Raw genomic sequence first — 12,764 nt, forward strand, 5'->3', positions numbered from 1 at the left:
GCTGCCCCACTGAGAATCGAGTGCCACTGTTGCCCGCCCCCTTGTTCCTGGACCCGAAGCTCGAACCACCCCTCACCTCCTTACTGGCGTCCTCCCACTTCCTCCACGGCCTCGTGGACGGGCTGGGGTCGCCGCTCAACGTGGTGCTTCCGGAACGGATCGCCGAGAACGTCTCGCGGTTCCGGTCCGTGTACCGCCGCCACCATCTGGAGGGGGAGATCTCCTTCGCCCACAAGGCCAACAGGTCGAGTGCGCTGGTACGCCGACTGGCGACCACCGACGCGGCCATGGACGTGGCCTCGCTCGGCGAACTGCAACACGCACTGGCGTGCGGCTTCACCCCCGCGCGCATCGGGGCGACAGGACCGAAGGAACCGGAGTTCCTGTGGCTGGCCGCCCGCACCGGTGTGACGGTGAACATAGAGGGCCACGCCGAGCTGGAATCACTCGCCGCGCTGGTGCGCCGCCACGAGCTGCCACGGGTGCGGATCCTGCTGAGGCTGTCGGACTTCTCCGGCACCGCGGTGAAGGTCCTGAGCCGCCGCAGCCGATTCGGCCTGCCCACATCGGAGTTGACCGGCCTGCTGGACGCCTGCGAGCGGCACCGCGAGGCGGTGGAGGTCATCGGCGTCTCCTACCACCTCGACACCACCAGCCTCGACGAGAAGGCCCTCGCACTGGAGGGCTGCGTACGGGCCATGGACGAGTGCCGGGCCCGGGGAATGCGTCCCCGGGTGATCGACATCGGCGGCGGATTCGGTGTGAGCTACCTCGCCGACGGGGCGCAGTGGGAGCAGTACACCAGCCAGCTGACCCTGGCGGCGATGGGCCGTCGCGAAGCCCTGGCCTGGCGCAACCACACGTACGGGCTGAGCAGCGACGGGGGCACCCTCCGCGGAAGCCTGGAGCTCTACCCCTCTCACCGGCCGGTCGCCGGGGCCGCGTACCTGGACGAGCTGCTGCGCAGTCCCGCCCCCACCCTCGGCCGGCCGCTGGCCACCCTGCTGCTGGAAAACCTGTACGACCTGTGCGTCGAGCCGGGCAGAGCCCTGCTGGACCAGTGCGGGCTGACCTTGGCCCGGGTGCTGGAGACACGTCCCGAGGCGGACGGTACGCACTCGATACGGCTGGCGATGAACGCCGACGACTGCGCGCTCGAGGAGCACGGCATCCTCATGGATCCGATCGTCCTCCACCGCGACGGACCGCGGGAGGCTGCGGAGGGCTCGGAGTCCTTCGGGGTCCATCTCCACGGAAACCTGTGCCTCGAGTCCGATCTCATCACGCGCAGACTGGTCCACCTCCGCGCTCTGCCGGCCCGGGGTGACCTCCTGGCGTTTCCCAACACAGCCGGATACTGCATGGATTTCAACGCCCATCACGCGCAGCAACGCCCACTCGCCCACAAGGTCGCGGCATTCCGGGGATCCGACGGCTGGCGGTGGCGTCTCGACGATCAGTACTGGCCCATACATTCCACAGGGGACGCACATGCGGTATGACAGCATCATCGAGACAGTCGGCGACACCCCCTTGGTGCGTATCGACCCGAGCGTCCACGGCCTGCAGAACATCGACCTCTACGCGAAGCTCGAGTTCTGCAATCCCTTCGGTTCGTTGAAGGACCGGGCGGCGTGGAACATGGTCCGGCCCGGCCTCTCCTCGGCAGTCGAACAGGGCAGCCAGATAGTCGAGTTGTCCAGCGGTAACACCGCCAAGGCGCTCGCCGCCATAGCGGGGATGCACGGGATCGGCTTCAAGAGCGTCACCAACCGGATGAAGATTCCGGAGATCAAGGAGATGCTCCTGCTGCTGGGCGCGGAGATCGAGGAACTGCCGGGGCAGACCGAGTGCCTCGATCCCACGAACGCGGAAGACCCCCTGACCCAGTTCCACCGCAGCCTCAACGAACCCGGAAGCACGTACCTCCACACCGACCAGTACTACAACGCACGCAACCCGGAGGCCCACGAGTCCGGCACCGGGCCGGAGATCGTGGCGGACCTCGACGGCCGGGCACCGGACTGGTTCATCTCCGGTGTCGGCACCGCCGGTTCCTCCACCGGTGTGGCGCGCGCGTTGCGGGACCGCAATCCGAAGGTCGGCGTGGTCGGACTCGTCGCGGACAAGTCGGACTTCATCCCCGGGATCAGGAACATCGACGAGGTGCAGGAGGTCGGGATCTTCGATCCCCTCACCTACGACACCATCGAGAAGGTCACCTCCTCCGAGGCGATCGACGGAATGGTGACACTCGTCCGGCGGTGCGGGATCCTCGCCGGGCCGACGGGCGGAGCCGCGTACTTCGGAGCGGTCCGGCACCTGCGGGACATCGGGCCCCAGCTCACCGAGCGCGCGACAGCCGTCTTCATCGTGTGCGACCGCGTCGAGAGCTATCTGAGTTACATCAGGAAGCGCCGCCCCGAACTCCTGGGGCAGCGGCCGCGGAACGACTCGCCCGCGTCCGTGACCGCCGAGGAGCTGAGCGGAACCGCCGCCGTGGGTGTCACGGAGGCGCGGAAGTGGATGGCCGAGGAGGGGCCCCTCGTCGTGGACATGCGCAGCCCGTACGCCTACGCGGCCCTGCACATCGAGGGGTCGATCAACATCGTGGACGAACTGTTCGAGGATCTGGTCCGCGGCGGACTGCCGTTCAGCAAGTCCCGGCCGGTGCTGCTCGCGTGTCCCGTCGGCGAGAAGTCCCTGCGGTACGCGGCCCTCCTGACCCGGATGGGCCATCCGGACGTGCGTAGCCTCACCGGAGGCATCATCGCCTGGCGTGATGCGGGCGCACCGCTGGTGCGGGAGTGATCCCCGTGCCGAGCGGGCCGGCGGACGCGGGGCCCGTGGCGGAGGAGGACCTGGCCGCCTGGAGCAGCGCCCTGCGCGCGGAGTTCCCGATCGTGACCGGTCACCCCGGTCTGGCGTACCTGGACAGCGCCGCGACCGCGCAGAAGCCGCGGGCGGTCCTGGAAGCGGTGCAGGAGTACCTGACGACCTCCAACGCGAACGCGGGGCGCGGTACCTACCCGTGGGCCAACAGGACGACGAATCTGATCGAGGAGACGAGGGGGCGGGTCAAGGCGTTCCTCGGCGACCCGGATCCGGACGCCTCGTCCGTGCACTTCGTCAGCGGCACGACGGAAGGGCTGCGCCTGGTGGCCCTGGACTGGCTCACCCATGAACTCCGCGACGGGGACGAGATCGTCGTCCCGTTCGCGGATCACGAGGCGAACGTCTCCCCCTGGCTGGAGGCGGTCGCCGCGCTGGACCGGCGGGGCACCCGTGTCACGGTCCGGGAGATGCCGTACCAGCTCTCCTCCGGCGACTACGACGCCGACCGCCTCGCCGGCCTCGTCTCGGCCCGTACGCGGTTCGTCGCGGTCACTCATGTCCACCACGTCTACGGCGGCGACATGAACGTGCACCGGATCCGGAGGGCGGTGGGGCCCGACGCGGTGATCTGCATGGACGCCGCCCAGAGCGTCGGTCATCTGCCGGTGTCCCTGGAGGCGCTGGACGTCGACTTCGCCGTCTTCTCCGGGCACAAGGCACTGGCGCTGCCCGGCTCGGGGGCGGTCTGGTCCCGTGGCGTGCGCGGGGCTCCGTTCGCGCCGCGCGGCTGGAGCGGCACGCCGAACACCGTGGGCATCGCCAGTCTGGGCGCCGCTCTGGACTGGCTCGACCGGGCCGGTCCGGCGCGGATCGGCCGATGGACCGTGGAGCTGGCCGCCCGGCTGACGGACGGGCTGCGCACGCTGGCGCCGTACGAGGTGGTGGGGTGCCAACTGAGCCTGGCAGAGGGCTCCCCGGTGCAGCAGCGGCACGGCATCGTGACGTTCAGGCATCGGGACATCGATGCGGCCGACCTGGGATTCATCCTCTTCAGCCACGGTTTCATGGTGCGGGCGGACGGCCTCTGCCAGGGCCGGGCGGGCGAGAACCGCAGCTCCGTACGGGTCAGTCTGCACGCCTACAACAGCCGGCACGAGGTAGACCGGTTGCTGGAGGTCCTCGCCGAGCTGAGCTAGTGCCGATGACAATCGTTTTCACCTGTAGATTCGGGGTCACACAGCGGAACCGATTACGTAGAGGTGGTACAGCAAGATGAGCGTGAGCATGTCGACGGCCCAGTTGTGGGTGGACCGCTGGGAGCAGCAGCAGCAGCGGTACGCGATCGACCGGGAAGAACGTTTCACCGTCGTGGCGGATGTGGTGGAGCACGTGACGGCCGGTCACGCGACCCCTCGCGTGCTGGATCTGGGGTGCGGGCCCGGTTCGCTGCCCGCACGGCTGATCGAGCGCCTGCCGCGGGCCGAGATCGTCGCCGTCGACATGGACCCGCTGCTGCTGGCGCTCGCCCGCGCGCGCCATCCGGACGCCGCCCGGTACGTCCAGGCGGTGATCGGTGAGGAGGGCTGGACGGGCTCCCTGGGTCTCCGGGGGCCGGTCGACGCGGTCGTCTCCACCACGGCGCTCCACTACCTCCCCGAAGGGGTGCTGCGGAGCACCTACGCGGAGCTGACCGCGCTGCTGCGGCCCGGAGGCGTACTGATCAACGCGGACCATCTGTCGCAGGACGGCGCCGGGTTCGCCGAGATCGCCGAGTTCGTCGGGGTGCGCAGGGCCGAGCGACGGCACGCCTTCGACCACGAGGACTGGGAGGCGTGGTGGTCCGCCGTCGAGAACGAGCCCGAGCTGACGGACCTGTGCGCCGAGCGGCGTAAGCCGGGCTCCGTCCACACCGACTGTGCCGTCACACTCGGCCGGCACGTCGAGCTGCTGGCCGAGGCCGGTTTCGGCCATGCCAGCCCGGTCTGGCAGGTGGGCAACAGCTACGTCCTCGTCGCCATCCGGCAGTAGGGCCGCGGAGGGCAGGGGTCACGCGGCCCCTGCCCTCACGGCCGTCAGCTCCGGTGATACCTGAGATGGGGTGCGACGCTGCGCAGCTTCTCGCACGTCTCCTCGGTCTCCCGGGCGGGTTCGGACTGGCCGGTGACGCCGGCGCCCGCGCGGAGCCAGGTCCTCTGCCCCTCGCCCAGCAGGGTGCGCAGGACCAGGGCCGCGTCCAGCGAACCGTCGGTGCTCCCCCGGAACACCGCTCCGCCGTAGAGGCCCCTGGGCCCCTCCTCGTACCGCGTCAGCGCCTTCAGGGAAGCCCTCTTCGGCGAGCCCGTGGCGGTGATCGCGGGGAAGAGCGAGGCGAAGGCCGCCCACGGGCCGGCACCGGGCCTGAGCCGTCCCGTGACCCGCGAGGCGAGGTGCTGAACCGAACCGCGTGGCTTGACCGCCATGAACTCCTCGACGACCACGCTTCCCTGACCGCAGACGGCCTCCATCTCGTCGCAGGCGAGGCGTACGGAGACGGCGTGCTCGTGGATCTCCTTCGGGTCCGTGAGCAGTTCCTCCCGCCTGCGGCCGTTCGCCACCGGATCGGTCCCGAGGGCTCGGGTGCCCGCGAGCGGCTGCGTGCTGACCCGGCCGTCCTGCCCGACCTCCAGGACCGTTTCCGGGCTGAATCCCGCCGCCCTGCGTCCACCGAGGTCGATGAGGAATGAGCGCGCGGGGGTGTTGGCCCTCCGGCCCGCGAGATAGGTCGCGGCGAAGTCGACGGCCGGGCCCGCCGGCAGCTCGACGGCGCGCGAGACGACGGCCTTCTCCAGCAGGCCCGCCCGGATGTCCGCGACCGTCCGGGCGACCGCCTCGCCGTACGCCGCGGTGCCGTCGGTGACGAGCTGTTCGGCCCGGTCCGGGACGGCCGCGGCGGAGGTGCCCCTGGCGGGGGCCTCGGTCAGCAGCGCTCCGGTCTTCCGGGCCCATGCCTCGTCGACGGCCCGTATCCGGGCCCGGCCGGGTGTGAGGGACACCTCCACGCAGGGAACGAGCGCGTACAGCAGGGGCGCGGTGCCCGCCGCGGCCGGGTCACCGTGCAGGAGGTGCGCCAGTTCGAAGGCGGACCAGCCGTAGAAGCGGCGGTCCGGGTGGCCCGCTCCGGCCAGGGCGTCGAGCGCCGCGGCGAACACCTCCAGCGGCCGGGTTCCCGACGGGGCGGTCCAGGTCCGTCCGTCCGCCCGGGCGGTGACACGGGCGGCATCCGCGGTGAGCGTCACCGAGGAGCCGGCCGCGAAGTACCAGCAGCCGTCCTGCTCGTACACGGCGTACTGGTCGGCCACCCCTGCCTTCGAGAGGTGCACGGCGGCGGCCGCCGGGTCGTCGTAGGGGGTGTCCATGGTGTCGGCCGCCCGGAGCGCGGGGACCGACCTCCCCCAGTCCTTCCAGTCGTGCGGGGAGTCCGTCGTCATGCCGGTGTGCCTTTCCTCTGGTGTTCCGCGTCCTTACGCAGGACGGGGGTGGTGGTCATGCCGTCGTCTCCAGACGCCAGCCGTGGGCCCGGGCGCGCTGTTCCCAGAAGGAGGCGTAGGTGCCACCCGCCGTGACCAGCTCGTCGTGGGTGCCGCGCTCGGTGATCCCGCCGTCCTCCAGGACGAGGATCTGATCGGCTCCGACGACGGTGCTGAGCCGGTGCGCGATGACCAGCAGGGTCTTCTCGGCGGCCAGGGCGCGGACCGTCCCGGCGAGCAGGGCCTCGTTCTCCTGGTCCAGCGCGGCGGTCGCCTCGTCGAGGACGAGGATCGGGGTGTCCCGGAGCAGCGCGCGGGCGATGGACACACGCTGGCGCTGACCGCCGGAGAGCGCGACACCGCCCTCGCCCACCCGGGTCGCCCATCCGTCGGGCAGTTCCTCGATCACCCGGTCGAGTCCGGCGAGCGCGGAGGCCCTGGCCAGTTGATCGTGGCCGGCGTCCGGGGAGCCGATCCGGACGTTCTCCTCGATCGTGCCCTCGAACAGATAGACGTCCTGGAAGACCAGGGAGACATGGGCTGCGAGCTCCTCGGGGGCGATGTGGCGCACGTCGACGCCCCCGACACGGACGGTGCCGCCCGTGGTGTCCCAGAAGCGGGCGAGCAGCCTGGCGACGGTGGTCTTGCCCGCCCCGGAGGGTCCGACGAGGGCCGTCATGCTGCGTTCCGGAAGGCGGAAGCTCACGTCGCCGAGTACGGGGCGCGGGCCGTCCGCCCCCGGCTTCTCCTTCGCCGCGTAACGGAACTCGACCCCATCGAACTCGACTTCGGCGCTTCGGGGCACCTGCGGTTCGGCGGGCCGGGGGAACGGCTCCTCGTCGAGGACGGCGCCGAGCCTTTCCAGGCTGTTACGGGCGATGCGCATCCCGGCGCCGACGTCGGCCGCCCCGGAGAGGCTGTCGATCAGTCGGACCGTCAGCACGAGGAGGCCCAGCAGGGTGGGGACCGTCATCGAGCCGTCCAGGTGCCAGGACACGCCCAGTGCCAGCAGCAGGGCGAACACCAGCCGGGCGGTGAAGGCGAAGGAGACCAGTCCGGGCAGACCCCGGACGATGAGCCGGCGGTCGGCTCGTGACTCGGCCGCCAGGGCGTCGTCCAACGCTCCGTAGCCCTCGGCGGTCCGGCCGAAGGCCCGCAGGACGGGCTGGTTCCGCGCGAACTCCAGGACGCGGTCGGAGGCTTCACCGATCGCGCCGTCCCGGCCCGCGTCGAGGCGGCGCATCACGGCCGTACTCGCCGCGTGCACGGCCAGCAGCACGGGGGCGCAGACGAGGAGCACGAGCGCCGTCCGCCGGTCGAGGAAGAAGGCCGCGGTCACCAGGGTGACCGGGGTCAGCACCGAACCGACGAAGGGCCGCAGCAGGTGGGCGGGCATGTTCATCACCTGGATGACGTTCTGCCCGGCGAGCCGGCTGAACTCGGCCGCCCGGCCCGCTGTGAACCAGCCGAGGGGCAGGTCCAGCGCCCGCGTCGCGAGCCTGCGGTGCAGGACCCGGGAGAGCTGCGAGCCGACGGTGAACCCGCCGCGGAGGGCCGCGCCCTGCAGGACCGCGTAACCGAGGGAGGTGACGACGAGGGCGGTCAGCCAGGGCCACACATCGCCCGGTCGGTCACCGAGCAGGGCGCGCAGTGTGGGCACCAGCAGGGCGAAGGCGACGCCCTGGAGGACGGCCGCGGTGGCCAGGAGGGCGAGCAGCGCGTTCAGCGGGCGGGCCCCCTCGCGCCCCAGGACCTTGTACAGCTGACGGATCATCGTGAGCTTCCCTCTCGGAGGTCGTCCCGGGCGTCGTCCGCGTACGGGAGGGCGGATGCCGGGCCTGGCCGCGGTTCCTCACGCTGGGCTTCCCACAGCCGGGCGTACCGGCCGCCCCGGGCCAGCAGGTCCTCGTGGCGGCCCTGCTCGGTGATGCGTCCGCCGGCCAGGACCACGATCCGGTCGGCGGTGCGGATCGTCGCCAGGCGGTGCGCGATGACCAGCAGGGTGCGGCCCCGGGCCAGTTCGGACAGCGCGTCCTGGATCAGCGCCTCGGAGTGCGGATCGGCGTAGGCGGTGGCCTCGTCCAGGACGAGTACCGGGGCGTCGGCGAGCAGCGCCCGTGCGATGGACAGGCGTTGGGCCTCTCCGCCGGAGAAGGTGACGTCCGTGCCGGCCTCGGTGGCGTACCCGTCGGGCAGGGCCATGATCCGGTCGTGGATGTGTGCGGCGCGGGCACACCGCTCGACGTCCTCGTCGGAGGCGTCGGGCCGGCCGAGGCGGATGTTGTCGGCGACGCTCGCCCGGAGCAGCCGTACGTCCTGGAGGACGAAGCCGACACGGCGGTAGAGCTCGTCGGCGGGGATGTCCCGGATGTCGGCTCCGCCGATGGAGACCGTGCCCGCCGTGACGTCGTAGAACCGGGGCAGCAGTGCGGCCAGGGTCGACTTGCCGGATCCGGAGGGGCCGACGAGTGCGGTGACGGTGCCTGGGGCGAGGTCGAGGTCGATGTCGCCGAGCACGTCGGTGCGGCCGTCGTAGGAGAAGGTCACGCCGCGCAGGGAGACGTCGTGGCCCCGGGGCACGGTCGGTGTCCGGGGTTCGGGCAGGGCAGGCGTGTCCAGCAGCGCGGAGATGCGGACGGCCGCCGCCTGGCCGGCCCGGATCTGCTGGATCCGGGGGCCGACCACGCCCATGGGGGCGGCGACGGCCGGGCCGAGCAGCAGGAAGGGGACGATCTCGGCTCCGGTCGTCCAGCCGCTGGTCACGCCTACCGCTCCCGCCACGGCCAGCAGGAGGAGCACCACCGCCGGGGAGACGACGAGCAGCGCGGCGGTGGAGGTGGCGAGCGTCGCGCGGACCCAGCGGGAGAAGAAGTCGGCGAATCCGTCGGTGGCGCCCAGGAAGCGCTCGTACGCCGTGCGTCCGCGCCCGAAGGTCTTGAGGACGGCGATGCCGCCGGCGAATTCGACGGCCGCGGAGGAGATGCGGCTCAGCGCGGCTCCGTACTCGGCCATCTGCGCGCCCGCGCCGGACATGGCCCGGCTGAACAGGAACACGCCGAGCGCCAGCGGCAGGACGCTGATCAGGGCCAGAGGCAGGTCGACGGTGAACAGGTAGGCCAGAGCGAGCACCGGGGCGGTGAGGACGCCGACGACGTCGAGCAGGGTGTGGGCGACCAGGGTGTGCAGGGCGCGTACGTCGTCCTGGACCGCCTGCTTGACCTGGCCGGATCCCTCGGCCGTGAGCCGGCCCAGGGGCAGTCGCCCGATGTGCCGGGCGAGCCGCCGGCGGAGCGAGAGCTGGAGGTCGTTGTCCGCCAGGTGGCTGACGGCGCCGGCCGCCGAACCGCACACCAGGGCGAGCAGGCCCGACGCGCAGGCGAGGACGACCAGCGGCCAGAGGTCGTCTCCGCCGGCCTGGGAGCCGCCGGCCCGGGTGCCGTCGGTGAGACGGCCGGCGATGAGGGAGACGGCGACGAACGGGACGACCCCGGCGAGGGAGGCGACCGTCTGGAGGCCGACAGCGAGGACGAGGCGTCCCCGGACATCGCCCAGCAGGGTGCGCAGCGCGGGCGGTGGGGCGGCGGAGGGTGCGGGGTCCGGACCAGGGCCGGACGGGTGCGGCTTCACTTGACGAGGACTCCGATCTCGGGGACGGCCCGGCCGCCCGCCTCGGTGATGCGGCGGCTGGTCATGCCCGCTTCCGCGGCGAGCCGGGCGACGTCGAAGGTGTGCCAGACGTAGCTGTCGCTGACTTCGCGGACGGTGCGGCCGTCCTCCCGCAGGACCTTCCAGGTGGTGGTGAAGCGCATGGCGTCGCCCTCGGTGGGCTCGCCGCCGATCCACCACTCGTACGTCTGGCGCCCGATGGTCTCCCTGAGGGACATCACCGGCGGGATGACGCGTGGTGAGGAGACCCCCATCAGTTCGACGACGATGGGTGCCCCGTCGGGCAGGCGGGCGGCGAGCCGCTTCCAGAGGGCCACCCGCTCGGGTGCGGTGAGGTGACCGGCGACGCCGAACATGACCACGGCCGAGAGGGTGTCCGGCAGCGGCAGGTCCTGGGCGGCGCCGTCGGTCACGGTGACACGGCGGCGCAGGTCGGGATCGCGGGCGACCCGTGAGGTGAGCATGGCGCGCATCGTGGCGGAGGGTTCCGCCACGATGATCTCCGCCTGCGGCAGTGCGGACGCGATGACCTCGGTCACGCGTCCGGTGCCGCCGCCGATCTCCAGCACGGGACCGTGCGAGGTGTCGACACCCCGGAGCACACTGCTGAGCGGGGGCCCGCTGCTGGCTGTGTGCCGGGTGGCGACCAGTTCGTAGAACTCGGCCGAGGTCGAGTAGTAGTCGATCAAGGGATTCTCCAGGAGGGCGGACGGGGGTGCGGCGGCCGGCTCAGGGGGTGCTCGGCCACACGTGCCCGCCCGTGGTCAGCGAGGGGTCCATCCGCCGCAGGACGGTGGCGACGACCTCGCGGCGCCGGGGGGTGAGGTAGAAGTGGTCGCCGGGGAAGGTCCGCACCTCGGTGCGGGCGGTCGTGAGATCCGCCCAGCCTCCGGCCCGCTCGCCGAGACGCTCCTGGTCGAGCTCCGGGTCCTCGCTGCCGGTCAGTACGTGGACCGGGCAGTCCAGCGGGGGGCGGGCGGAGGGCCGGTACGTCTCGATGAGCCGGTAGTCGTTGCGTACGGTGCCGAGGATCAGGGCGCGGAGGCCCGGGTCTTCGAGCACGTCGCCGCTGGTCCCGCCCAGCCGTCGCAGTTCGGCGCAGAGCACGTCGTCGTCCTGGCGGTGCACGTCGCCGACCACGGCGGTGCCGGGGGCGGCGCGGCCCGAGACGAAGAGACGGCGGGGCGCCGGCGCTCCCCGGCGGCCGAGCTCGTGGGCGAGTTCCCAGGCCACGGCCGATCCCATGCTGTGCCCGAAGAGGGCGTACGGCCGGTCGAGCAGGGGCGGCAGGACGTCCGCGAGGGCGGTGACCAGCTCGTCCATGCTGTCGGTGGCGGGGTCCTCGAAGCGGTCCTCGCGGCCGGGGTACTGGACGCCGAGCAGTTCGACCTCGGGGGGCAGCAGTGCGGCCCAGGGCCGGTAGAAGCTCGCGCTGCCGCCGGCGTGCGGGAGGCAGACGAGGCGGAGCCGGGGAGCGGCCGCGCCGCTCCAGCGCCGGATCCACGGGCTGTGGACCGGGTTCACCAGGTCACCATCAGCTCTTCGAGCCCGAAGGTGGCCGAGTCGTGCTTGAAGGCGACGTCCTCGCGGTCACCCGCGAGGCGCAGGGTCGGCACCCGGCGGAGGAGGGTCTCCAGGGCGATCTCCAGTTCCAGCCGGGCGAGATGCTGCCCGATGCACTGGTGGACGCCGTAGCCGAACGCGATGTGGTGGTTCTCCGGCCGGTGGAAGTCGACCTGCTCCGGGTGTTCGAACCGCTCGGGGTCGTGGTTGGCCCCGGCCAGGAGGCCGATGACGCCGTCGTCCGCCGGTATCAGCCGGCCGGAGAGCTCGATGTCCTCGGCGGCCACCCGCAGGGGAATGGAGTCGGCGATCGACATGACGCGCAGGAGTTCGTCGACGGCGCGTGGCATGAGTGCGGGGTCGGCCAGCAGTTCGTCCTTGAGGTCCGGCCGGTCCAGGAGCAACAGCGTGCTCAGGGTGATCATGTTGGTGCTGGTCTCACGGCCGGCGTTGATGGTGATGCCGACGGCGGAGAGCAGCTCGTTCAGGGTGACGTTCCCGGTGTTCAGGTGGTCGGTAACGAGTTTGGAGAGCAGGTCGTCACCGGGTTCCTTCTGCCGTTCGGCCACCAGGCCGGCGATGAGGCCGAAGAGGCCTTGGAGGGCTTCGGACACCTGCTCGGCGGTGCTGGTACGGGATCCGGAGATCCGGGTGACGTCCCGGAAGAACTCGAGGTTCTCGCGCGGGATGCCGAGCAGTTCGCAGATGACCGAGGTGGACACGGCGTTGGCGTACGTGGAGACGAAGTCGACCGGCTGCCCGGCGGCGAGCATGTCGTCCACGAGTTCGTCGACGCGGGCCTGTACGGCGGGCCGCATCGCGCGTACCCGCCGGACGGTGAACTCCGGGAGGAGCATGCGGCGGTAGCGGGTGTGCTCGGGGGCGTCGGTGCGGATGAAGGGGCGGAACCTTGCCCCGGCCTCCTGCTCTCCCTCGCCGAGCGCGGGGAAGTTCGGGCGGCGGATGTCGGCGCTGACACGCGGGTCGGAGAGCAGGGCGCGCACGTCGTCGTAGCGGGACACCACCCAGGCCTCTCGGCGGGTGGGCAGCGTCACGCGGGCCACGGGGTCCTCGGTGCGCAGGGCGTCGTACTCCTCGGGTGCGGCGAACGGACAGCCTCGCCGGATCGGGAAGTCACGGGGCCCGCCTTCGGGCGGCACACTCGCGCCGGGGGTGGTGGAACTGTTCATCGGT

10 protein-coding genes are annotated in these 12,764 nt (G+C 71.7%); 4 read left to right on the plus strand and 6 right to left on the minus strand.

The genetic code is table 11. The annotated features are described in order from the left end of the window. Positions 1-29 precede the first annotated feature (29 nt). From ABT001_RS02810 to ABT001_RS02825, 4 genes are all read left to right on the plus strand, one after another. Positions 30-1,502, plus strand: coding sequence for a Y4yA family PLP-dependent enzyme (locus tag ABT001_RS02810; protein ID WP_502967404.1), 1,473 nt, complete (start codon positions 30-32; stop codon positions 1,500-1,502). Then, positions 1,492-2,811 carry a pyridoxal-phosphate dependent enzyme gene (locus ABT001_RS02815; protein WP_351271291.1) on the plus strand — a complete coding sequence of 440 codons (1,320 nt, stop codon included), beginning with the start codon at positions 1,492-1,494 and terminating at the stop codon, positions 2,809-2,811. The genes ABT001_RS02810 and ABT001_RS02815 overlap by 11 nt, the downstream gene beginning before the upstream one ends. A 5-nt stretch (positions 2,812-2,816) precedes the next feature. Beyond that, on the plus strand, positions 2,817-4,031 hold the full coding sequence (locus tag ABT001_RS02820; RefSeq protein WP_502967405.1) for an aminotransferase class V-fold PLP-dependent enzyme: 1,215 nt from the start codon (positions 2,817-2,819) through the stop codon (positions 4,029-4,031). 76 nt (positions 4,032-4,107) lie between these two features. Further along, on the plus strand, positions 4,108-4,863 hold the full coding sequence (locus ABT001_RS02825; RefSeq protein ID WP_351271294.1) for a class I SAM-dependent methyltransferase: 756 nt from the start codon (positions 4,108-4,110) through the stop codon (positions 4,861-4,863). A gap of 44 nt (positions 4,864-4,907) precedes the next feature. On the opposite strand, the gene ABT001_RS02830 is transcribed toward ABT001_RS02825, so the two are convergent. Genes ABT001_RS02830 through ABT001_RS02855 form a run of 6 tightly spaced genes read right to left on the minus strand, consistent with a single transcriptional unit; the run spans position 4,908 to position 12,760 of the window. Further along, positions 4,908-6,302 carry a salicylate synthase gene (locus ABT001_RS02830; RefSeq protein ID WP_351271297.1) on the minus strand — a complete coding sequence of 465 codons (1,395 nt, stop codon included), beginning with the start codon at positions 6,300-6,302 and terminating at the stop codon, positions 4,908-4,910. Positions 6,303-6,357: 55 nt separating this feature from the next. Further along, positions 6,358-8,115, minus strand: coding sequence for an ABC transporter ATP-binding protein (locus ABT001_RS02835; protein WP_351271300.1), 1,758 nt, complete (start codon positions 8,113-8,115; stop codon positions 6,358-6,360). After that, positions 8,112-9,968 (minus strand): ABC transporter ATP-binding protein, encoded by a 1,857-nt coding sequence (locus ABT001_RS02840; RefSeq protein ID WP_351271302.1) that lies wholly within the window; start codon positions 9,966-9,968, stop codon positions 8,112-8,114. Before ABT001_RS02840 ends, ABT001_RS02835 begins: the two co-directional genes overlap by 4 nt. Then, positions 9,965-10,696: a class I SAM-dependent methyltransferase gene (locus ABT001_RS02845; RefSeq protein WP_351271305.1), complete on the minus strand. Its 732-nt coding sequence runs from the start codon at positions 10,694-10,696 to the stop codon at positions 9,965-9,967. The genes ABT001_RS02840 and ABT001_RS02845 overlap by 4 nt, the downstream gene beginning before the upstream one ends. A 40-nt stretch (positions 10,697-10,736) precedes the next feature. After that, positions 10,737-11,531 (minus strand): thioesterase II family protein, encoded by a 795-nt coding sequence (locus tag ABT001_RS02850; RefSeq protein WP_351271307.1) that lies wholly within the window; start codon positions 11,529-11,531, stop codon positions 10,737-10,739. Next, positions 11,528-12,760 (minus strand): cytochrome P450, encoded by a 1,233-nt coding sequence (locus ABT001_RS02855; RefSeq protein WP_351271310.1) that lies wholly within the window; start codon positions 12,758-12,760, stop codon positions 11,528-11,530. Before ABT001_RS02855 ends, ABT001_RS02850 begins: the two co-directional genes overlap by 4 nt. Positions 12,761-12,764 lie beyond the last annotated feature (4 nt).

This window comes from Streptomyces sp. NPDC002793, assembly GCF_040295485.1.
Taxonomy (GTDB): Bacteria; Actinomycetota; Actinomycetes; order Streptomycetales; family Streptomycetaceae; genus Streptomyces.

Bases quoted from the DNA above. Each gene is read 5' to 3' on its own strand.
- ABT001_RS02825 (WP_351271294.1), top strand. From the start codon at position 4,108: ATGAGCGTGAGCATGTCGACGGCCCAGTTGTGGGTGGACCGCTGGGAG.
- ABT001_RS02835 (WP_351271300.1), bottom strand. From the start codon at position 8,115: ATGATCCGTCAGCTGTACAAGGTCCTGGGGCGCGAGGGGGCCCGCCCG.
- ABT001_RS02855 (WP_351271310.1), bottom strand. From the start codon at position 12,760: ATGAACAGTTCCACCACCCCCGGCGCGAGTGTGCCGCCCGAAGGCGGG.
- ABT001_RS02815 (WP_351271291.1), top strand. From the start codon at position 1,492: ATGCGGTATGACAGCATCATCGAGACAGTCGGCGACACCCCCTTGGTG.
- ABT001_RS02830 (WP_351271297.1), bottom strand. From the start codon at position 6,302: ATGACGACGGACTCCCCGCACGACTGGAAGGACTGGGGGAGGTCGGTC.